Source organism: Bradyrhizobium sp. BLXBL-03, from assembly GCF_051853015.1.
Classification (GTDB): domain Bacteria; phylum Pseudomonadota; class Alphaproteobacteria; order Rhizobiales; family Xanthobacteraceae; genus Bradyrhizobium; species Bradyrhizobium manausense.
The window spans coordinates 398,156-419,861 of sequence record NZ_CP182470.1 but is presented as its reverse complement, the minus strand read 5'-3'; the positions used below and the strand labels follow the sequence as shown (position 1 = coordinate 419,861).

20 protein-coding genes and 1 pseudogene are annotated in these 21,706 nt (G+C 65.1%); 12 read left to right on the top strand and 9 right to left on the bottom strand.

Annotated elements, in window-relative coordinates; genetic code table 11:
- Positions 1-12 precede the first annotated feature (12 nt).
- Both ACNJX9_RS02030 and ACNJX9_RS02025 read right to left on the bottom strand, forming a co-directional pair.
- Positions 13-309 carry a type II toxin-antitoxin system RelE/ParE family toxin gene (locus ACNJX9_RS02030; RefSeq protein ID WP_220004953.1) on the bottom strand — a complete coding sequence of 99 codons (297 nt, stop codon included), beginning with the start codon at positions 307-309 and terminating at the stop codon, positions 13-15.
- Complete coding sequence (locus ACNJX9_RS02025) at positions 290-568, bottom strand: type II toxin-antitoxin system ParD family antitoxin (RefSeq protein WP_057740794.1); 279 nt, start codon at positions 566-568, stop codon at positions 290-292. The genes ACNJX9_RS02030 and ACNJX9_RS02025 overlap by 20 nt, the downstream gene beginning before the upstream one ends.
- A 193-nt stretch (positions 569-761) precedes the next feature.
- Here ACNJX9_RS02025 and ACNJX9_RS02020 point away from each other — a divergent pair, with 193 nt between their 5' ends.
- The 9 genes from ACNJX9_RS02020 to ACNJX9_RS01980 all read left to right on the top strand — a co-directional run bounded on the left by ACNJX9_RS02020 (position 762) and on the right by ACNJX9_RS01980 (position 9,202).
- Positions 762-2,057: a glutamate-5-semialdehyde dehydrogenase gene (locus ACNJX9_RS02020; RefSeq protein WP_439407649.1), complete on the top strand. Its 1,296-nt coding sequence runs from the start codon at positions 762-764 to the stop codon at positions 2,055-2,057.
- Between the two features lie 23 nt (positions 2,058-2,080).
- A complete protein-coding gene (locus ACNJX9_RS02015) occupies positions 2,081-2,725 on the top strand; it encodes a nicotinate-nucleotide adenylyltransferase (protein WP_439407648.1) in 645 nt (214 codons plus the stop codon).
- 198 nt (positions 2,726-2,923) lie between these two features.
- Positions 2,924-3,280 (top strand): ribosome silencing factor, encoded by a 357-nt coding sequence (gene rsfS / locus ACNJX9_RS02010; RefSeq protein WP_057740788.1) that lies wholly within the window; start codon positions 2,924-2,926, stop codon positions 3,278-3,280.
- Between the two features lie 107 nt (positions 3,281-3,387).
- Positions 3,388-3,870 carry a 23S rRNA (pseudouridine(1915)-N(3))-methyltransferase RlmH gene (gene rlmH, locus ACNJX9_RS02005; RefSeq protein WP_057740786.1) on the top strand — a complete coding sequence of 161 codons (483 nt, stop codon included), beginning with the start codon at positions 3,388-3,390 and terminating at the stop codon, positions 3,868-3,870.
- 31 nt (positions 3,871-3,901) lie between these two features.
- A complete protein-coding gene (locus ACNJX9_RS02000; protein ID WP_439407647.1) occupies positions 3,902-5,290 on the top strand; it encodes a murein hydrolase activator EnvC family protein in 1,389 nt (462 codons plus the stop codon).
- Positions 5,287-6,648: a S41 family peptidase gene (locus ACNJX9_RS01995; protein ID WP_439407646.1), complete on the top strand. Its 1,362-nt coding sequence runs from the start codon at positions 5,287-5,289 to the stop codon at positions 6,646-6,648. Before ACNJX9_RS02000 ends, ACNJX9_RS01995 begins: the two co-directional genes overlap by 4 nt.
- A gap of 155 nt (positions 6,649-6,803) precedes the next feature.
- Positions 6,804-8,021 (top strand): divergent polysaccharide deacetylase family protein, encoded by a 1,218-nt coding sequence (locus ACNJX9_RS01990; RefSeq protein ID WP_439407645.1) that lies wholly within the window; start codon positions 6,804-6,806, stop codon positions 8,019-8,021.
- A gap of 66 nt (positions 8,022-8,087) precedes the next feature.
- Entirely contained in the window at positions 8,088-8,594 is a 507-nt protein-coding gene (locus tag ACNJX9_RS01985) for an RNA pyrophosphohydrolase (protein ID WP_057740778.1), read from the top strand.
- Between the two features lie 107 nt (positions 8,595-8,701).
- Entirely contained in the window at positions 8,702-9,202 is a 501-nt protein-coding gene (locus ACNJX9_RS01980; protein ID WP_439407644.1) for an RNA pyrophosphohydrolase, read from the top strand.
- Between the two features lie 10 nt (positions 9,203-9,212).
- On the opposite strand, the pseudogene ACNJX9_RS01975 reads toward ACNJX9_RS01980, so the two are convergent.
- The 6 genes and pseudogenes from ACNJX9_RS01975 to ACNJX9_RS01950 form a co-directional block, all read right to left on the bottom strand.
- Positions 9,213-10,882, bottom strand: a pseudogene (locus ACNJX9_RS01975) (adenylate/guanylate cyclase domain-containing protein).
- 227 nt (positions 10,883-11,109) lie between these two features.
- Entirely contained in the window at positions 11,110-11,517 is a 408-nt protein-coding gene (locus ACNJX9_RS01970; protein ID WP_439407643.1) for a F0F1 ATP synthase subunit epsilon, read from the bottom strand.
- Between the two features lie 140 nt (positions 11,518-11,657).
- Positions 11,658-13,091, bottom strand: coding sequence for a F0F1 ATP synthase subunit beta (gene atpD / locus ACNJX9_RS01965; RefSeq protein WP_057740772.1), 1,434 nt, complete (start codon positions 13,089-13,091; stop codon positions 11,658-11,660).
- A gap of 83 nt (positions 13,092-13,174) precedes the next feature.
- Positions 13,175-14,047, bottom strand: coding sequence for a F0F1 ATP synthase subunit gamma (locus tag ACNJX9_RS01960; RefSeq protein ID WP_271599614.1), 873 nt, complete (start codon positions 14,045-14,047; stop codon positions 13,175-13,177).
- 146 nt (positions 14,048-14,193) lie between these two features.
- Positions 14,194-15,723, bottom strand: coding sequence for a F0F1 ATP synthase subunit alpha (gene atpA / locus ACNJX9_RS01955; RefSeq protein WP_057740768.1), 1,530 nt, complete (start codon positions 15,721-15,723; stop codon positions 14,194-14,196).
- Positions 15,723-16,283, bottom strand: coding sequence for a F0F1 ATP synthase subunit delta (locus ACNJX9_RS01950; RefSeq protein ID WP_057740766.1), 561 nt, complete (start codon positions 16,281-16,283; stop codon positions 15,723-15,725). Before ACNJX9_RS01950 ends, atpA begins: the two co-directional genes overlap by 1 nt.
- A gap of 650 nt (positions 16,284-16,933) precedes the next feature.
- On the opposite strand from ACNJX9_RS01950, the gene ACNJX9_RS01945 reads away from it, so the two are divergent.
- Entirely contained in the window at positions 16,934-17,440 is a 507-nt protein-coding gene (locus ACNJX9_RS01945; protein WP_057740764.1) for a septal ring lytic transglycosylase RlpA family protein, read from the top strand.
- Positions 17,441-17,694: 254 nt separating this feature from the next.
- Here the strand turns inward: ACNJX9_RS01945 and ACNJX9_RS01940 are convergent, their stop codons facing one another.
- On the bottom strand, positions 17,695-19,905 hold the full coding sequence (locus tag ACNJX9_RS01940; RefSeq protein WP_439407642.1) for a primosomal protein N': 2,211 nt from the start codon (positions 19,903-19,905) through the stop codon (positions 17,695-17,697).
- A gap of 112 nt (positions 19,906-20,017) precedes the next feature.
- Between ACNJX9_RS01940 and ACNJX9_RS01935 the strand changes: the two genes are divergently transcribed.
- A complete protein-coding gene (locus ACNJX9_RS01935) occupies positions 20,018-20,983 on the top strand; it encodes a tyrosine recombinase XerC (protein ID WP_057740760.1) in 966 nt (321 codons plus the stop codon).
- Positions 20,984-21,083: 100 nt separating this feature from the next.
- Positions 21,084-21,677: a DUF4337 domain-containing protein gene (locus ACNJX9_RS01930; protein ID WP_057740758.1), complete on the top strand. Its 594-nt coding sequence runs from the start codon at positions 21,084-21,086 to the stop codon at positions 21,675-21,677.
- Positions 21,678-21,706 lie beyond the last annotated feature (29 nt).

Genomic DNA, 21,706 nt, shown 5'->3' with positions numbered 1-21,706 from the left:
ACCGGCCGCCAACTATTGCATGTCGTCGGCGCCGATATCCTGCCGGCCGTGCATCACTCGGACAACTTCAACACCGTCAGCTGTGGGTATGTAGAAGATCAAATAGTTGCCGACCGGAAAACTACGCAGCTCGGCGCGCAATTCGCTGCGATCGCGGCCGGCAAATGGTGTGCCTGCCAACATATTGAATGTTGCGTCGATGCGATCAAGCAGCGCGTCGGCCGCTCGCGGATTATCTGCGGCGATATAATCCCAGATCGCCGTAAGGTCGATTTCTGTTTGCGGACTCTTAAGCGGTCTTTTTGCCATTCTTGGCCGCCAGACGCTTCCGACCTTCTGACTTGATCCGCTCGAACATGTCACCGACTTCTTCCATCGGTCCGCTGTCGAACCCCTTCTGGATTTCCTCCCGTAGCGCTTCCAGCTTGATCTTGCGCCGCTCTTCGCGCTCCTCGACCAACCGAAGGCCTTCGCGCATCACCTCGCTCGCGGTGGCGTAGCGGCCGCTCTCGACCAGATTGTCGATCAGGTCCTCGAAATGCTTGCCGATGCTGTAGCTGCTTGCCATGGGACCGCTCCGTTATCAGATAATGATATTTATTGATATTTGGTCGCCTGGCAAGCACCTGTCCAGCTTCGGGCCTGACCAGGCCATTGGCCGACTCGGCAGCACCAGCCGGGCCCCAGCCATACCCTCCCCACCCTTCGCAAAAGCGGGATTTCCGTGCTAGGACACCGCCTTAGCAGAAGGTTGAACTCCCATGGCCGCCCCCCTCAAAGCCGTTGACGGCAATGCCGATCTTCAGGCGCTGATGTCCGATCTCGCTAGCCGTGCCCGCGCCGCCGCGCGCGTGCTGGCGCTGGCGCCGCCGGAGCAGAAGAACCGGGCGCTGGAGGCCATGGAACGAGCGATCCGCGCCAACGCAGCTGCGATCCTCGCCGCCAATGCCGAGGATGTTGCGGAAGCCCGTGCCTCGGGCGATGCGACCTCCGCCTTCATAGATCGCCTGACGCTGACGCCGGCGCGAGTCGAGGGCATGGCCGAGGGCATCGCAATCGTGCGCGGCATCACTGACCCCGTCGGCATCGTCACCGAGAGCTGGCAGCGACCCAACGGCATGACCATCGAGCGCGTGCGTGTGCCGCTCGGCGTCGTCGGCGTGATCTTCGAGAGCCGTCCCAACGTTGCGGCAGATGCCGGCGTGCTCTGTTTGAAATCAGGCAATGCCGTGATCCTGCGCGGTGGCTCGGATAGCTTTCGCTCCTGTCGCGCGATCCACGAATGTCTCGTCCAGGGCCTGCGCGAAGCCGGCCTGCCCGAAGCTGCGATCACGCTGGTGCCGACGCGCGACCGCGCAGCGGTCGGCATGATGCTGTCCGGACTGAACGGCTCGATCGACGTGATCGTGCCGCGCGGCGGCAAGAGCCTGGTCGCGCGCGTCGAGCAGGAAGCGCGCGTGCCCGTGTTCGCGCATCTCGAAGGCGTCAACCACGTCTATGTCGATGCCAGCGCCGACCTCGCCATGGCGAAGGAGATCGTGCTCAACGCAAAAATGCGCCGCACCGGCGTCTGTGGCGCCGCTGAAACGCTGCTGGTCGATCGCGCCGCTGCTGGCAAGGCTCTGAAGCCGCTGGTCGAGATGCTGCTCGAGGCCGGCTGCGAAGTGCGCGGTGACGATGCCGTGCAAGGGACGGATGCGCGCGTAAAGCCTGCCAGCGAAGACGATTGGGACACCGAATATCTCGACGCGATCATCGCCGCAAAGGTGGTCGACGGCGTCGACGGCGCGATCGCGCATATCCAGGACCACGGCTCGCACCACACCGATGCGATCGTGAGTTCGGACGAGGCTGCGGCGAAAAAATTTCTCAGCGAAGTCGATTCCGCGATTGTGCTGCACAACGCCTCGACGCAGTTCGCCGACGGCGGCGAGTTCGGCTTTGGCGCCGAGATCGGCATCGCCACCGGCCGCTTCCACGCCCGTGGTCCTGTTGGCGCCGAGCAATTGACGAGCTTCAAATATCGCGTTCACGGCACCGGACAGACGCGGCCGTAAGCGATGTCGCGAGGCGCGGGGCATTGAGTCAAAATTTCGTCGTGCCGCCCTTCGTGGCGCAAGCGGTCCCGCCCCATACCGGGGGCATGCGCATCGGCCTGCTCGGCGGCTCGTTCAATCCGCCGCATCAGGCGCATCGCGCGATCAGCCGCTTCGCACTTACGCGATTGCAACTCGATCGCGTCTGGTGGCTGGTGACCCCAGGCAATCCGCTCAAGGAGAACGGCAATCTGCACGAGCTCGGCGAGCGCATGCAGGCGGCGCGTGACGTCGCTGATGACCCGCGGATCGAGGTGAGCTGTCTCGAATCCGTCATTCGCACCCGCTATACTATCGACACGATCAACACCTTGCGCCGCCGCTTCCCGGGCTTGCGCTTTGTCTGGATCATGGGCGCCGACAACCTCGCTCAATTCCATCGTTGGCAGGACTGGCGGCGCATCGCCGCCCAGGTCCCGATGGCAGTGATCGACCGTCCGCCGCAGAGTTTCCGCGCCCTCGCCTCCCCCGCCGCCCAGGCGCTCGCGCGCTATCGCCTGCCGGAGATTGAAGCCGCCTCGCTTGCGGATCGGCCGGCGCCGGCCTGGGTCTTTCTGACCGGATTGAAGCTCAACCTCTCCTCGACGGGCTTGAGGAACCCGGACGGAAGCTGGAAAGGTACGAAGTGAGACGCAATGTGGGGATTTACGGGCTCTCTGGCATATTGAAACCCTTAACCCCACATGATGTAGTGTAGCCAGTGGACGCCGGATTCGGCGTTCGCGATACAGTGAAAGGAATGGTCCCTGACCACGTCTGTATTGTCCAAGTCTGTTTTACCCAAGGTTGCCAAGCCTACGCGTAAAACATCGACCCAAGCTGCGGCCTTGAAGGCGCAACCCGACGCCGACAAGACGCTGAGCCTGATCCTCTCCCGCCTCGAGGATATGAAGGCGGAAGAGACGGTCACCATCGACCTTCGCGGCAAATCGGCGTACTCCGACTACATGATCGTCACCACGGGCCGTGTGAACCGGCACGTTGGCGCGATCGCGGAGAACGTGACGAAGAGCCTCAAGGAAAGCGGCATCAAGAACATCCATGTCGAGGGCTTGCCCAATTGCGACTGGGTGCTGATCGATTCCGGCGATGTGATCGTGCACGTGTTCAGACCCGAGGTCCGTGAGTTCTACAACCTGGAGCGGTTGTACACGCAGGGCCCAGGGGCGGCGAAGGCGATCTAGGCTCGACCGGTCGGCCTGCTTGGCCGATTTCGAATCGGCTGACGCGCATGCTAGCGTCGTGCGCGCGCGGAATGCGCGCGGTCATGAAAACACGACTCTGAAGCCTCATGCGTGTTGCAGTCATTGCGGTGGGCCGGCTGAAGCAGGGCCCCGAACGGGAGCTTGCCGACCGCTATTTCGAGCGGTTCGACGAGGTTGGCCGCAAGCTCGGATTCCGCGAGCTGACCATCCACGAAATCCCCGAGAGCCGCGCGCGCGACACCGCAACCCGCATGGCCGAGGAAGCCGCGGCGATATCGGCGCACATTCCCGAAAAATCGATTCTGGTGGCGATGGACGAGCGCGGCCAGAACCTCGATTCCACCGTATTCGCACGGAATCTCGGACGCTGGCGCGACGAGGGCGTCGGTCATACTATCTTCGTGATCGGAGGGGCGGACGGACTTTCGCCCGAATTGCGCCGTAAGGCCAAGCTCACGATCGCGTTCGGCTCTGCGACCTGGCCGCATCAAATGGTCCGCGTCATGCTTCTGGAACAGCTGTATCGGGCCGCCACCATTCTGGCCGGCCACCCCTACCATCGCGCGTGATTCGCGCCACAACGAGCACCTTGCGCAACAGATGCGAGCGCCGATCCTCAATTTGCTGCTGATGGCGAGCTGCGCCGGCGCAAGCCTCTTCGCTGAAGAAAGCCTCGCGCAAGCTCAGATGCAAGGTCAGGCAATCGCACCGGCGCCGCAGACCGCGGCGATCTCACCCGACGCGATCAAGCAGCGCGAGCAGGAGCTGGAAGCCGCGCGCGCCCGGCAGAAGAGCGCGGAGGAGGCGCAGGCCAAGCTGAAGGCCGAGATCGCCTCGCTCGGCCAGGACCGCACCCAGCTCAATCAGCAATTGATCGACACCGCCGCCAATGTCCGCACCGTCGAGACCAAGATCGACGAGGCCGAGGCGCGGCTGAAGACGCTGAACGGCCGCGAGCAGCAGGCGCGCGCTTCGCTCGATTCGCGCCGCGCCGACATCGTCGAGGTGCTGGCGGCCCTGCAGCGCGCCGGACGGCGTACGCCGCCGGCGCTGCTGGTGCGGCCGGAAGATGCGCTGCAATCGCTGCGCACCGCGATGCTGCTCGGCGCCGTCGTGCCGGAATTGCGCGGCCGCGCCGAGACGATCGCAAGCGAGCTCGGCGAGCTTGTTGCCTTGCGCAAGACCATCGCGAGCGAACGCGACCAGCTCGCCTCCGACCGCGACAGGATCCGCAGCGACCAGACCCGGCTCACCGCCCTGGTCGAGGAGCGGCAGCGCCAGCAGGCCTCGCGCGAAAAGGACCTCGACGCCGAGAATTCGCGCGCCATCACGCTGTCAAAGCAGGTCGGCGACCTCCAGGGGCTGATCGCCAAGATGGAGCAGGACCTGCAAAGTGCCGCCAAGGCGGCCGAGAAGGCCGCCGAGGCCGCCAGGCAGGCCGAGGCCGACGAGGCCAAAGAGGCGAAAGCTGCGGCTGCAAATGCGGCGGCCAATGCCAAACCGGGCCCGGCCATTTTCAAGGACCGCTCCCGGACCAGCCCGGCGATCCTGTTTGCCTCGGCCAAGGGGCTCCTGCCGCTGCCGGTTAACGGTAACAAGATCAGGGACTTTGGCGGTTCCGACGGGGTCGGCGGGGTCCAGAAGGGCATTTCGCTGGCCACCAAGCCCGGCTCCCAGGTCACGACCCCGTGCGACGGCTGGGTGGTCTATGCCGGCCCGTTCCGCAGCTATGGACAACTCTTGATCCTCAATGCCGGGGGCGGGTATCATGTCCTGATCGCCGGGATGGAGCGCATTTCGGTAAACATCGGACAGTTTGTGCTCACGGGGGAGCCGGTCGCGACCATGGGGTCGACATCTCAAGTCGCCTCCATTCTCGCCACCAACGCGAGTCAACCTGTGCTGTATGTCGAGTTCCGCAAAGACGGCACTCCAATCGATCCAGGCCCATGGTGGGCCGCAAATGAAGGCGAGAAGGTTCGCGGATGATGCGCAAGACTTCAGTTATCCTCCTCAGCGCGGCCACCGGTGCGGCGCTGACGCTGTTCGTGACCCAGCCGCGCGCGGTGTTCATGGGCTCCAGCGCGCGAGCCGCGACAGCGGACACCTATCGCCAGCTCAACCTGTTCGGCGACGTCTTCGAGCGCGTGCGCTCCGACTATGTCGAGAAGCCCGACGACACCAAGCTGATCGAATCCGCGATCAGCGGCATGCTCTCGGGCCTCGATCCGCATTCGAGCTACATGGATGCCAAGAGCTTCCGCGACATGCAGGTGCAGACCCGCGGCGAGTTCGGCGGTCTCGGCATCGAGGTCACGATGGAAGACGGCCTGATCAAGGTGGTCTCGCCGATCGACGATACGCCGGCCTCGCGCGCCGGCGTCATGGCCAACGACATCATCACCAATCTCGACGATGAAGCGGTGCAGGGCCTGACCCTGAACCAGGCGGTCGAGAAGATGCGCGGCCCCGTCAACACCAAGATCAAGCTCAAGATCATCCGCAAGGGCCAGGACAATCCGATCGACGTCACCCTGGTGCGCGACAACATCCGCGTCCGCTCGGTGCGCGCGCGCGTCGAGGCCGACGACATCGCCTATATCCGCATCACCACCTTCAACGAACAGACCACCGAAGGCCTGAAGAAGGAGGTCGCCAACCTCTCGAGCCAGATCGGCGACAAGCTGAAGGGCTACATCATCGACCTGCGTAACAATCCGGGCGGCCTGCTCGAGGAAGCCGTCACCGTGTCCGATTCGTTCCTGGAGAAGGGCGAGATCGTGTCGACCCGCGGCCGCAACGCCGAGGAGACCCAGCGCCGCACCGCGCACACGGGTGACCTCACCAAGGGCAAGCCTGTCATCGTGCTCATCAACGGCGGTTCGGCCTCGGCGTCGGAGATCGTCGCCGGCGCGCTGCAGGACCACAAGCGCGCGACCATCGTCGGCACGCGCTCGTTCGGCAAGGGCTCGGTGCAGACCATCATCCCGCTCGGAAGCGGCAACGGCGCGCTGCGCCTCACCACGGCGCGCTACTACACGCCGTCGGGCAAGTCGATCCAGGCCAAGGGCATCGTGCCCGATATCGAAGTGCTGCAGGACGTGCCTGATGAGCTGAAGGCGCGCACCGATACCAAGGGCGAAGCTTCGCTGCGCGGTCACCTCAAGAACGACGGCGACGAGAAGACCGGTTCGCAATCCTACGTCCCGCCGGACGCCAAGGACGACAAGGCGCTCAAGATGGCCGACGACTTGCTCCACGGCATCAAGAACAGCGCCTCCGCAGCGCCGACGCCTGGCAGCGACAACAAGGCCGCACCCGCGGACAAGCCCAAAGCGGCGAACTAAGCCAGTAAACTAGCGCACCTATCCGATCTGACGAAAGGGCGGCTTCAGGAAGCCGCCCTTTTTGCTTGGGAACTCCTGGTCTCCCCGGCCTATCCCGGCCTGCCGCCGCTTGACCTCGACGTGGTATCGTCGGGTCGAGTGATTCGGGATCTCGCATGACTGAAACGGCCGATGATCTGAGCGCCCCGCTCGGACAGGACAAGCCGCGCCGGAAACGGCGGCTGCGGCTGCCGTTCACCGCCATGCAACTGATCGCCGTCATGCTCGGCCTGTTCCTGGTCACCTTTGCCGGCTTTGCCATCTTCAACAAGGACCCGCTCGGGGGCGAGCCGATGATGCGGATCGCGATCCGCGATCCCAAGGCCACCGACGAGAAGCCTGTCGCCTCCGGTCATGGCCAGGAGATCAAGCAGGAAGGCAAGCAGGAGACCAAGGAGGCGCCGAAGCAGGCCGGCGAGCAGAAGACCGTCACCATGATCGACGGCTCCACCGGCGCACGCCACGACGTGGTGATCGGCGCGGGCGAGGCTGGCGACAAAGGCGAGGCGGCTTCCGCAGCCCCACCCGTCATGAACGGGGTCGATTCAAAGCTGCTGGAGAAGTCCCGCTACGGCATGATCCCCGCGATCTCGGGCGACCTCAAGCCGTTCAACGTCTATGCCGCCGAGGCCGACCGGGCCAAGGCCGCGAAAATGCCTGTGGTGGCGATCGTGATCGGCGGCCTCGGCGTCGGCGCCGCCAAGACCACCGACGCCATCATGAAGCTGCCGGGCGCGGTGACGCTGGCCTTCACGCCTTATGGGTCCGATCCCGCCAAGCTCGCCGAGCGCGCCCGCGCCCAGCGCCACGAGATCTTCCTGCAGATCCCGATGGAGCCCTACGACTTCCCCGACAACGATCCCGGCCCGCAGACGCTGCTGACCTCGCTGACGGCAGACCAGAACACCGACCGCCTGTACTGGCACCTCAGCCGGATGCAGGGCTATGCCGGCCTCACCAATTTCATGGGCGCCCGCTTCATCGCGACGGACGCGGCGATGCAGCCGATCATCCGCGAGGCCAGCAGGCGCGGCCTCGGCTTCTTCGATGACGGCTCCTCGCCCCGCAGCATCGCCTCACAGGCGGCCGGGAGCCTCGCGGTGCCGTTCGGCAAGGGCGACATCGCGCTCGACGCGGTGCCGACCCCGACCGAGATCGACCGCGCCCTCAACAAGCTGGAATCGACGGCGCGGGAGCGGGGCGTCGCCATCGGCACGGCCTCGGCCCTGCCGGTCTCGATCGAGCGGATCGGGACCTGGATCAAGACATTGAACGACCGGGGTATTCTATTGGTGCCATTGACATCCGCGATGCTGAAATCAAAATCCAGCTAAATCAAAGAATTGGTACGGCAGGGCTTCCCGATGGCCCGGCCGGCAGCACGCGAGAGGTTTGGCGGAATGGCGCGTTATGAGGATCTGCCCTACCGAACCTGCGTCGGCGTGATGCTGCTCAACAAGGAAGGCCTGGTGTTCATCGGTCGCAGAGCCGGCGGCATCGAGCATGTCGACGACAACCATGTCTGGCAGATGCCGCAGGGCGGGGTCGATCCCGGCGAGGACAATTGGGAAGCCGCCAAGCGCGAGCTCTATGAAGAGACCAGCGTGCGCTCGATCGAGCGGCTCGGCGAGGTGCCGGACTGGCTGATCTACGACATCCCGCGCACGGTCGCGGGGCGCGCCTGGAAGGGCCGCTACCGCGGCCAACGCCAAAAGTGGTTCGCAGTGCGCTTCACCGGCAAGGACAGCGAGATCAATGTCGCCAATCCCGGCGGCGGCGGCCACAAGGCCGAATTCGTCAGCTGGCGCTGGGAACCGATGAAGAACCTCCCCTCACTGATCATCCCGTTCAAGCGCCCGGTCTATGAGCGCGTGGTGAAGGAATTTTCCGCGCTGGCGGATGGTTGATCCTTATTGTCGTCCCGGGGCGATGCGACAGCATCGAACCCGGGACCTCGAGATTCCGGGTTCGATGCTACGCATCGCCCCGGAATGACGACGAGAGACATTTGCAAGTGACCACCGAAAAACCCTACCGCCCCAATGTCGGGATAGCGCTGTTCAACGCCGATGGCCGCGTGCTGATCGGGCACCGCTTCAAGGGCGACGGCCCCGAGATCATCCTGCCCGGGCTCGACTGGCAGATGCCGCAGGGCGGCGTCGACGAGGGCGAGAACCTGCGCGATGCGGCCATGCGCGAGCTGTGGGAGGAGACCAGTGTCGTCAGCGCCTGCTATCTCGGCGAGACCGACTGGTTCAGTTACGAATTCCCGCCCTATGACGGACCGCAGACGCACCGGCTGGCGAAGTTTCGCGGCCAGCGCCAGAAGTGGTTCGCACTGCGCTTCACCGGCAGGGACGACGAGATCGACCCGCTGACGCCGCGCAATGACCAGCCTGCGGAGTTTGACGCGTGGCGGTGGGAGCAGCTCGGCCGCGTCGCCGACCTCGTGGTGCCGTTCCGCCGCGAGGTCTACCGGGCGGTGGCCGAGCAGTTCGCACCCTTCGCCAGATAGCCCCGCTGTATCAATTCATCGGCCCGACCGCGAAGGGGCCGATCGCGATGACGTGGCAGTCGCTGTCGTGCCTGGCGCAGTCGGCGAGTGCGGTGTTGACCGCGGTCTGCTCGTCGGCGGCCTTGAGACCAAGGCCGGGGCGGCCGGCGGTGCCGACGGCGACCGCATTCCAGCCCGTGGCGTCGCCGAGCTTGCGCACGATCTCGTCGCGCGCATCGGCCACGATCGAGGGATTGGTCGCGGCGTGGAACAAGCCCGTGACCCTGAGCAGGGTCGGAATCGGCACGACGAAGACGTCGTCGACCGCCACGATCATGCAGGCCGAGCCCGCGATCGCGCCGCAGGACTCCAGCGCGCGCCGCGCCGAATCGTCAACCGTCGTGCCGCCAAGCCCCATGAAATATTGTCCGGCGGGACCGAGCGCTATCGTGCGCGATTTCGCCGCCGTCATGTAGATGTTTTCGAGCCGGGTCTTGAACTGATCACGCAGCATCGGAAAATCTTTCGGCACGAACGCGCGCTCGGTGATGGCGTCGTGCCGATACCAGGGCTTCGGCGGCATCGGCGGCTCCCCATGGCCATAGATCACCTTGTTGCCGACGGCATAGAGCTCGCAGCGCCGCTGCGATTGGGCGGCGTCCGCGCGCTTCTGGCATTGGTCGAGCGCGGCGTTGCGCGCCTCCTCCTCGGTCGGCTTATTGAGCGCGGAGCCGAAGAAGCCGCCGATGTTCAGGGCGTAAGCCTTGTAATCCCCGGCGGCCGCATATCGTTGCTGAGAAATGCACGCTGGCGCTCGCCGATGAACGGCACCGCGTCCACCGCGATCTTGCCGGTGGAGGCAGCGGGCGGTGACGACATCGGCGTCGGTGTCGCGGCAGCCGCTTGGGTCGGCGTCGATGTCGGCACCGGCGAAGGCGCCTTCGCCGCCATCGTGGGCGTCGGGCTGGGTGACGGCGCAGTGAGCGAACCCGGCGCGGTTGCCGCGGCAGTGGACGTCGCGGGACTGGACGTGACCTGCGCCGTCTCGAGCTTGGTGAAATAGAGGAAGCCGCCGACGCCGATGGCGACAACGGAGACCACGCCGACCACCAGCGGCCACATCCAGTTCGGCGCAGGCGCAGCCTTGATCGTTTTCTTCAGCTGCGGTCTTGCGTAAGTCCCGTCCTCGCGCCGCATCGCGACCATGTAGGCGTGCACCGGCGTCGGGATGTTCTTCACTTCCTGTGCGCCGATATCGGCGAACTGCACCGACAGCTTGTTGGCGACCTGCTCATGCACGGCGCGCGAGATGCAGATGCCGCCGACCTCCGCGAGCCCCTCGAGCCTGGCCGCGATGTTGACGCCGTCGCCGAGCAGATCGCCGTCGCGCTCGACGACGTCGCCGATGGTGATGCCGATGCGGAACGACATCTGCCGGCTCGGCGGATAGGCCATGTTGCGGGTTCGCAAGGACTCCTGGATGTCGATCGCGCAGCGCACCGCGTCGACCGCGCTCGGGAATTCCGCGAGCACGGCATCGCCTGCGGTGTTGAAGATGCGGCCGTTCGCCTTTGCGATGAAATCGTCGATGACGGAGCGATAGGACGCCAGGCGCCGCAGCGTCTCTTCCTCGTCTTCCGCAACGAGCCTCGAGTAGCCGGCAATATCGGCCGCGAAAATCGCCGCGATCTTGCGCTTCATCTGCGACCTGCCCTGGAACCTCTTCGCCGCGGCAGAATGCCGCTATCGCCGGCGCGGTGCAACAAAGTTTCAGCGCCCGCCACGGTCTGTGACGAGCGCTGATTTTGCTGCGGAAATTTGAAAGGCCGGCGCCGCGGGGCGTGACCGCGAACGCGGCGCGCGGTATCGCAAGTGCGACGCCGGCGATCGCAAGTGCGACGCCGGCGATCACAAGTGCGACGTCGGCGTTAGTGCATCGCGGTCGTGTTGAGCTCCTGCTGGATGCTCTTGTAGTGGTCGAGCCGCGCAATCGCGAGATCGAGCTCGGAGCCTTCGTGCTCCGACAGCTTCTCCTGCATTTCCGCGATCTTGTCGGCGAACTGCGCCCGATCGAGCTCGTCCAGCGAGGTCGCGACGTCGGCGAGCACGGTGAGACGATCGTCGGAAACTTCCGCCAGGCCGCCGAGCACGATGACCTTCTGCTTCTGGCCACCGGCGATGATGGTCAGGATGCCCGGCCGCACCGCAGCCACGAAGGGGGCATGCCCGGCGAGCACGCCGAAATCGCCTTCCCAGCCGGGGACGTCGACCTGGTCGACCTCACCCGAGAAGGCGAGCTTTTCCGGAGAGACGAGATCGAAGTGGAAGGTGGCCATGGTGTTTCCGCTTGCTTTGCTGGTCACCCGCGGGCTCGACCCGCGGGTCCATCCATCAAAATTCTCTTTCGATGGATCGCCGGGACTTCAGTTTGAAGACGCGCTTCGCGCTTTAGCCCGGCGATGACGAGGTGAAGAGCTTAGGCGGCTTCCGCCGCGAGCTTCTTGCCCTTCTCGACCGCCTCTTCGATGGTGCCGACCATGTAGAAGGCGGCTTCCGGCAGGTGATCGTACTTGCCTTCCACCAGGCCCTTGAAGCCCTTGATGGTGTCGGCGAGGTCGACGAACTTGCCCGGCGAGCCGGTGAAGATTTCGGCGACGTGGAACGGCTGCGACATGAAGCGCTCGACCTTGCGGGCGCGGGCCACGGTCAGCTTGTCCTCTTCCGAAAGCTCGTCCATGCCGAGAATGGCGATGATGTCCTGCAGCGCCTTGTAGCGCTGCAGCACCTGCTGGACCTGACGGGCGACCGCGTAGTGCTCCTCGCCGACGACCAGCGGGGAGAGCATGCGCGAGGTCGAGTCGAGCGGGTCCACCGCCGGATAGATGCCCTTTTCAGCAATCGAGCGCGACAGCGTGGTGGTCGCGTCCAGATGCGCGAACGAGGTCGCCGGCGCCGGGTCGGTCAAGTCGTCGGCCGGAACGTAGATGGCCTGCACCGAGGTGATCGAGCCCTTCTGCGTGGTGGTGATGCGCTCCTGCAGCGCGCCCATGTCGGTCGCGAGCGTCGGCTGATAACCCACCGCCGAAGGAATACGGCCGAGCAGCGCCGACACTTCCGAGCCGGCCTGGGTGAAGCGGAAGATGTTGTCGACGAAGAACAGCACGTCCTGGCCCTGGTCGCGGAAGTCTTCCGCGATGGTGAGACCGGTGAGCGCGACGCGGGCGCGGGCGCCCGGGGGCTCGTTCATCTGGCCGAACACCAGCGCGCATTTCGACTTCACGCTCGGATCCGGATTCTTCGGATCGGCGTTGACCTTGGACTCGATGAACTCGTGATAGAGGTCGTTGCCTTCACGGGTGCGCTCGCCGACGCCGGCGAACACGGAGTAGCCACCGTGCGCCTTCGCGACGTTGTTGATCAGCTCCTGAATCAGCACGGTCTTGCCGACGCCGGCGCCGCCGAACAGGCCGATCTTGCCGCCCTTGGCATAGGGAGCGAGCAGGTCGACGACCTTGATGCCGGTGACGAGAATTTCAGCCTCGGTGGACTGGTCGGTGTAGGTCGGCGCTTCCTGGTGGATCGCGCGCAGGCCTGCGGTCTTGACGGGACCGGCCTCGTCGATCGGCTCGCCGATGACGTTGATGATGCGGCCGAGCGTGCCTTCGCCGACGGGAACGCGGATCGGAGCGCCGGTGTCGGTGACTTCCTGACCGCGGACCAGACCTTCGGTGGTGTCCATCGCGATGGTGCGGACGGTGGACTCACCGAGATGCTGGGCGACTTCGAGCACCAGGCGGTTGCCGCCATTCTTGGTCTCGAGCGAGTTGAGAATGGCCGGGAGGTGGCCTTCGAACTGCACGTCGACGACGGCGCCGATGACCTGGGTGACGCGACCGACCTGGGCTGCCATTGAATGTCTCCTTCGATCCGAACTTCTGAGCCGCGATCAGCCTGACCGCGATGTTGCGTGTGATGGGTGTCGATGCGCCGTGATCAGACGGCCTCGGCGCCCGAGATGATTTCGATCAGTTCCTTGGTGATCTGCGCCTGACGCGTGCGGTTGTAGACCAGCGTCTGCTTGCGGATCATCTCACCGGCGTTGCGCGTCGCGTTGTCCATCGCGCTCATCTGCGCGCCGTAGAACGAGGCGTTGTTCTCGAGCAGCGCGCGGAAGATCTGGACCGCGAGGTTGCGCGGCAGAAGACGGGTGAGAATCTCGTCCTCTTCCGGCTCGTATTCGTAGGACGTCGTGCTGGCGGGAGCGCCTTCCTCGACCACCAGCGGGATGATCTGCTGGGCGGTCGGGATCTGCGCGATCACCGACTTGAAGCGCGAGTAGAACAGCGTGCAGACGTCGAACTCGCCGGCCTCGAAACGCGCCAGCACCTTCTTGGCGATGTCCTCGGCATTGACGAAGCCGAGCTGGCGTACGCTGCGCAGATCGAGATGCTCGACGATCTGCTTGTCGAACTGGCGGCGGAGCTGCTCGTAACCCTTGCGGCCGACGCAGAAGAATTTCACTTCCTTGCCCTGGTTCATCAGGGCCAGCGCGCGCTCGCGGGCGAGGCGCACGATCGACGAGTTGAAGGCGCCCGACAGGCCGCGCTCGCCGGTGCAGACCAGCAGCAAATGAACCTGGTCGCGGCCGGTGCCGGCCAGCAGCGCAGGGGCGCCGGGCGACCCCGCGGCAGCGCTGGCGATGTTGGCGATCACCGCGCTCATCTTGTCGGCATAGGGACGGGCGGCTTCCGCGGCGGTCTGCGCGCGGCGCAGCTTCGAGGCCGCGACCATCTGCATGGCCTTGGTGATCTTTTGCGTCGCCTTGGTGGAGGCGATGCGGACGCGCATGTCTTTAAGTGACGCCATTCTTCGTTCACCCCGGCGGTTCGACGCGATGTCGGACCGCTAGCCTGTCCCTACCGCGATGCCCGGCCGGGCGCCGGGCACGCTTCTTGTTGTTGTGCCTTTCGCGAAACGATCATGGCCGGCGAACCGGCCATGACGGCTCGTGATTACGCGAAGCTCTTCGCGAAGCCTTCGACCACAGCCTTCAGCTTCGCGGCAACGTCGTCGGAGAGATCGCGGCTGTCGCGGATCGCGTTGAGAATGTCGACATGCTTGCCGCGCAGCAGCGAGAGCAGGCCGTCCTCGAACGCCTTCACCTTGTTGAGCGGGAGCGGATCGAGATAGCCGTTGGTGCCGGCCCAGATCACGCAGACCTGCTCTTCCATCTTCAGCGGCGAGAACTGCGGCTGCTTCAAGAGCTCGGTGAGGCGCGAGCCGCGGTTGAGCAGGCGCTGGGTCGAGGCGTCGAGGTCGGAGCCGAACTGCGCGAACGCCGCCATTTCGCGGTATTGCGCGAGCTCGCCCTTGATCTTGCCGGCGACCTTCTTGGTGGCCTTGGTCTGCGCCGACGAACCGACGCGCGACACCGACAGACCGACGTTCACCGCGGGACGGATGCCCTGGAAGAAAAGGTCGGTTTCCAGGAAGATCTGGCCGTCGGTGATCGAGATGACGTTGGTCGGGATGTAGGCCGACACGTCGTTGGCCTGGGTTTCGATCACAGGCAGCGCCGTCAGCGAGCCCGAGCCCTGGTCCTTGTTCAGCTTCGCCGCGCGCTCGAGCAGGCGGGAGTGCAGATAGAACACGTCGCCGGGATAGGCTTCGCGGCCCGGCGGGCGGCGCAGCAGCAGCGACATCTGGCGGTAGGCGACGGCCTGCTTGGACAGATCGTCATAGATGATGACCGCGTGCATGCCGTTGTCGCGGAAGTACTCGCCCATGGTGCAGCCGGTGAAGGGCGCGATGTACTGCATCGGCGCCGGATCGGACGCGGTGGCGGCGACGACGATCGAATATTCGAGCGCGCCCTGCTCTTCCAGCACCTTCACGAACTGCGCGACGGTCGAACGCTTCTGGCCGACCGCGACGTAGACGCAGTACAGCTTGATGTTCTCGTCGGGCTGCGCGTTGAGGGGCTTCTGGTTCAGGATGGTGTCGAGCGCGATCGCGGTCTTCCCGGTCTGGCGGTCGCCGATGATCAGCTCGCGCTGGCCGCGACCGATCGGGATCAGGGCGTCGATCGCCTTGAGGCCGGTCGCCATCGGCTCGCTCACCGACTTGCGCGGAATGATGCCGGGCGCCTTGACGTCGACGCGCATGCGCTTCTCGGCCTGGATCGGGCCCTTGCCGTCGATCGGGTTGCCGAGCGCGTCGACGACGCGGCCGAGCAGACCCTTGCCGACCGGCGCGTCCACGATGGCGCGGGTGCGCTTGACGGTCTGGCCTTCCTTGATCTCGCGGTCGGCACCGAAAATAACGACACCGACGTTGTCGGTTTCGAGGTTCAGCGCCATGCCGCGGGTGCCGTTCTCGAACTCGACCATTTCACCGGCCTGGACGTTGTCCAGACCGTAGACGCGGGCGATACCGTCGCCGACGGACAGCACCTGTCCGACTTCGGAGACTTCAGCTTCCTGGCCGAAATTCTTGATCTGGTCCTTGAGGATCGCGGAAATTTCCGCGGCGCGGATGTCCATCAGCCTGCCTCTTTCATCGCGTGCTTGATCGAATTGAGTTTGGTGCGAAGCGAGCTATCGATCATGCGGCTGCCAAGCTTCACGACGAGGCCTCCGATGATCGAGGGATCGATCTTCACGTTGAGCGCGACGTCCTTGCCGGTCACCGACTTCAGGGCAACCTTGAGAGCGTCGAGATTCTTGTCCGACAGCGCTTCCGCGACCGTGACGTCAGCGGTCGCCTCGCCCTTGAACTTGGCGACGAGGGCCCGATAGGCGCGGATGACGTCAGCCACCGCGAACAGGCGGCGGTTGGCGGTCAGCACTTTGAGGAAATTGGCGGTGATGCCGGCGATGCCGGCCTTGTCCAGCACGGCCGAGAGGGCCTTGGACTGGGCGTCAGCCGCGAAGACCGGGCTGCGGACGAGGCGCTTCAGATCGGCGCTTTCGTTCAGCAGAGCCTCGAACTTGTCGAGGTCGGCCTTGACCTCATCGACCACTTTCTGGTCGCGGGCCAGTTCAAACAAGGCCGTTGCATAACGGCCCGACACACCTGAAACGGACGTATCTTCTGCAGCCACAGACGCGCTCTTTTAGCTGTCAAATTCGCAAGGGAAAAACCGTCGCCACAAAGCGGCGCCTAGCGATCCAAGCCCTTGGAATTCAAGCGGGACTTCGATTTTCGACCAGCACGGGAAGTGCCGGGCTCGTTAAAATCGCGGCTTTGCTAACATAGCAGGCGCGCACGTGCAACATGACGCCAAATTAAAGGCACGACCTTCTGTCGCCAGTTCGTCGCACGTTGCGGCCCACCTCACCGCGATCATTGCGACGACCTGCCATGCCACGGAATTGCCGCGAACCTTTCGTCGGCGGCGTGCCCTTTCGTTCCTGCCGTCAGCGCATAGCGGCCATGAACACGGATCGCTGAGCCGTGTTCAGGTGCGCGCCGTTCCCGCCCGCCGAATACTTACCCAATTCTAAATGCGAAGAGTAACAAACTTGGTTTTACAGTATTCGCGAGTAATCGATCAGTTAACGAATCATTAAATGGAAAGATTACGGAACTTTGGGTGAATATCGATTCAGATCACGAGATATTTCATGACGACATTGATCGGATTTACTGCCCAATTCACGCCTCATTGCGAATCGAAACGCCAACTCGCTCACAAACTGATGGGGGCTCCACTTGCCACATATGTGGCATTACTAGCGTAGGGACCATTAAATGCTGTCATTGAAGACGCTGGGAACTGTGACCCGGCCGCGTACGGCGATTGCTTTCGTCGCTGCAACTCTCTTCGTCGGTGGAACTGCCACCGAAGCTTCCGCCAAATCCAGGCATCACCACCGGGGTTCTCACCACCACAGCCACCAGGCCCAGGCTGACACCGTCGCGAATTCCGGTTGGTTCAACGCCAATGCGTCGATGACGCCGTCGCAGGGCACCGGCCACAGCTTCTCCGGCATGGCCTCCTATTACGGCAACGAGTCCGGCAGCCGCACCGCCTCCGGCGCGCGCTTCAACCAGAACGCCATGACCGCGGCGCACCGGACCCTGCCGTTCGGCACCAAGGTTCGTGTGACCCATGGCGGCCAGAGCGTCATCGTCACCATCAATGACCGTGGCCCGTTCGTGCGCGGCCGTGTGCTCGACCTCTCCACGGGTGCAGCCCGCGCCATCGGCCTCACCGGTGCCGGCGTCGGCCGCGTCACCGCGGAAGTCGTCTCCTAACGGCGCGAGAAGCGCCTTCGGCCCGCTTGCGCAGTTTTCATCAGTTTTGCTGCGCGAATGAAACAAGCCCGTGGTCTTGGGGGACCACGGGCTTTTTGTTTGACTTCGTCGCCAATATTGACCCGTCATTCCGAGGCGATGCGCAGCATCGAACCCGGAATCCATCGTGCGACAGAGTTGGTGGATGAATGGATTCCGGCTTCACGCTACGCGCGCCCCGGAATGACGACGGAGGATATGGCCGCGGCTTGGCCTTACAAAAAGCTCTGCGGATCGACGTCCACCTCGAGCTTCTGGTTGCCGGTCGGCTTCGGGCACACCGCGAGCCAGTTGCGCAAATAGTCCGAGAGATCGAAGCCGCGGGCCGATTTGACCAGGATGCGGAAGCGGTAGCGGCCCTTGATGACGGCGAGCGGGGCTTCGGCGGGGCCGAGCACGACGACGCGCTCGTCGCGCGGCGCGAGTGCAACGAGCTTGCGGCCGAGGCCCTCGGCGCTCGGACGATCGCCGGCGGAGATGATCAGGCTGGCAAGGCGCCCGAACGGCGGATAGAGCGTCTTCTCGCGCAGATCGATCTCGCTGTCGTAGAAGGCCTCGCGGTCGCAGGCGATCAGCGCCTTCATGACGGGGTGATCGGGCTGGTGGGTCTGCAGATAGCCGACGCCGCGGCCCTGCTCGCGGCCGGCGCGGCCGATCACCTGGTTGAGCAATTGCCAGGTGCGCTCTGCCGCACGCGGATCGCCGTTGGAAAGGCCGAGATCCGCATCGACCACGCCGACGAGATTGAGCCGCGGAAAATTGTGGCCCTTGGCGACGAGCTGCGTGCCGATGATGATGTCGACGCGGCCTTCCGCGATCTCGGCAAGCTCGCTGCGCATCGTCTCGATCGAGGTGATGAGATCGCTCGACAGCACCATGGTGCGCGCTTCCGGGAACAGCGCCGCCGCTTCCTCCTGCAGGCGTTCGACACCGGGGCCGACGGCCACCAGCGATTCCTCCGCCGCGCAATGTGGACAGGTTGGCGGCCGCGGCATCGAGAAGCCGCAATGATGGCAGACGAGGCGCTGGCGAAAGCGGTGATCGACCAGCCAGGCATCGCAGATGGTGCAGGCGAAGCGATGGCCGCAGGCACGGCACAGCGTCAGCGGCGCATAGCCGCGTCGATTGAGGAACAGCAGCGCCTGCTCGCGCTTCTCGATGGCTTTTCTGATCTCGCCTGCCAGGCGCGGCGAGATGTAGCGGCCTCGCGCGGGCGGCTCGCGCCTGAGGTCGATGGCCTCGATTTCAGGCATGTGCTGGCCGCCGAAGCGCGAGGGCAGCGCGATGCGCTGATAGCGGTTCTTGCGCGCATTGACCTCTGACTCGACCGAGGGCGTGGCGGAGGCCAGCACGATCGGGATTTTGGCGATATGCGCGCGCACCACTGCCATGTCGCGGGCGTGATAATGCACGCCCTCGTCCTGCTTGTAGGCCTGGTCGTGCTCCTCATCGACCACGATGAGGCCGAGATTGGCGTAAGGGAGAAACAGCGCCGAGCGCGCGCCGACCACGACCGGCGCGGTGCCTTCGGAGATTGCAGCCCAATTGCGCGCGCGGGTGCGCGGCGTCAGCTCGGAGTGCCATTCGATCGGGCGCACGCCGAAACGTTGCGCGAAGCGATCGAGGAACTGGCCGGTCAGCGCGATCTCCGGCATCAGGATCAGTGACTGCTTGCCGCGGCGGATGGTTTCCGCCACGGCCTCGAAATAAACCTCGGTCTTGCCGGAGCCGGTGACGCCGTCGAGCAGCGCGACATGGAAGGTGCCGTTGGCCGCGAGCGCGCGCATCGCATCGACGCCGGCGCGCTGCAGCGGCGAGAAATCCGGCCGGCCGAACTCCGGATCGGGCGCGGGCGGCGGGGGCGGCGGCGGCATCGGCTCGACCGTGAGCGTGCCCTCATCGACGAGGCCGTCGATCACGCCGGCGGAGACGCCGGCTTCCTTGGCAGCCTCGGACTTGCCGTGCAGCAGCCGGTCCGACAGCACCTCGATGACGCGCGAGCGCGCCGGCGTCAGCCGCCGCGGGGGATCGCCTGTCAGCCGCACGCCGGCGCGGACCCGTTCGGGGCCGAGGCTCTCGCCCATGCGCAGGCACATCCGCAGCACCATGCCGCGCGGGCTCAGCGTATAATTGGCGACCCAGTCGACGACGGCGCGCAGCTCGCCCTTCAGCGGCGGGACGTCGAGCTTCTCGCTGACCTCCTTGAGGCGATTGTGCAGGCGCGGATCGGGATTGGCGTTCTCGCCCCAGACCACGGCGAGCACCTCGCGCGGCCCCAGCGGCACACCGACGAGATCGCCGGCCTTCAGCTCCATGCCCACAGGGACCTTGTAGGAATAGGTCTGGTCGAGCGCGACAGGCACCAGCACGTCGACCATGCGGGTTGCGGTGGCGGGGGCGGTCGAGCTGCGCGAGGTGTGATCCATGAACGGAGAATCGGAACCTTGTGACGTTCAGGCTAGCGCTGTCGAGCCGCCTTAGCGAACAGTAAACTGGTGGGATGCGATATACTGTGCGGAATCACCACGTCCAGAGCGCATGAGCAAAGCGGCCGCCCCCCACATCGAGCTCGCCAGCGCCGATCCCTCGATCGCGCAGGAGATGGCGCGCTGGCTGTCGCATCTCGGCGCCGAGCGGCGGCTGTCGCCGAAGACGCTGGAAGCCTATGGCCGCGACCTCAGGCAATGCCTGGATTTCCTGTGTAGCCATTGGGGCGAGCGCGTGACGCTGGAACGGTTCGCCTCGCTTGAAGCCACCGACGTGCGCGCCTTCATGGCGATGCGCCGCGCCGATGATATTGCCGGCCGTTCACTGATGCGCGCGCTGGCGGGCCTGCGCTCGTTCGGCCGCTTCCTCGAGCGCGAGGGCAAGGGCAAGGTCGGCGCGCTCTCCGCGATCCGCGCGCCGAAGGTCGCAAAGACCTTGCCGAAGCCGCTGCCGATGGCATCGGCAAAGCGCCTGGCTGACGCCGACGAGCGCGCCGGCGAGGAACGTGAGACCTGGATCCTGGTGCGCGACGCCGCGGTGATGGCGCTGCTCTATGGATCGGGCCTGCGCATCTCCGAGGCGCTGGGGCTGAAGCGCCGCGAGGTGCCGAAGGCCGGCGAAGGCGACGTTCTGGTCGTCACAGGCAAAGGCAACAAGACGCGCATGGTGCCGGTGCTGCAGAACGTGCTGGCGCTGATCGACGAATATGTCGCGATGTGCCCGCATGCGTTGCCGCAGGAGGGACCGATCTTCGTCGGCGCGCGCGGCGGTCCCTTGAGCCCGCGCATCATCCAGCTCGCGATGGAGCGGCTGCGCGGCGCGCTGGGCTTGCCCGACAGCGCCACGCCGCACGCGCTGCGGCACTCCTTCGCCACGCACCTGCTCTCGCGCGGCGGGGACTTGCGCGCCATCCAGGAATTGCTCGGCCATTCCTCGCTGTCGACCACGCAGGTGTATACCGGGATCGATTCCGAGCGGCTGCTGGAAGTCTATGCGAGCGCGCATCCGCGCCGATAATTACTGACATCAAGCTGTCATGGCTCGCTCCTGGCAAGCATGCCTCTTGCGCGAGCCGCGCGGTTCGGTCAATCGTTGCGGAGCCGCGACAGGAGGGATCATGAGCGCACACGAAAGCATGGAGCACGCCGAGCATGCCGAGCACGCATCGGGCGAGAACAAGAAGATCGCCCTGCTGATCGCGGTGCTGGCACTGTTCCTGGCGATCTCGGAAACGCTCGGCAAGGGCGCCCAGACCGAGTCGATCAGCAAGAACGTCGAGGCTTCCAATCTCTGGGCGTTCTTCCAGGCCAAGAGCATCCGCCGCACCGTGGTGCAGACCGCCGCCGAGCAGGGCAAGCTGACGCTGGGTGCTGCCACCGACGATGCCATGAAGGCCGCGGTGCAGAAGCAGATCGACGATTGGACCAAGACCGCGGCGCGCTACCGCTCCGAGCCCGAGACCGGCGAAGGTACCGAGCAGCTCGCCGAAAAGGCCAAGCACGCCGAGCACGAGCGCGACGAGGCGACCGCGAAATATCATCATTTCGAGCTGGCCTCGGCCGCGTTCCAGATCGGCATCGTGCTGGCGTCGGCGACGATCATCACCGGCATGCTGCCGCTGGCCTGGATCGCCGGGCTCTTGACGATCGCTGGCCTCGGCATGACCATGCTCGGCGCCTGGGCGCCGCATCTCTTGCATCTGCATGGGTAGGGGGAAACACGACTCTCGCCGCGTCATTG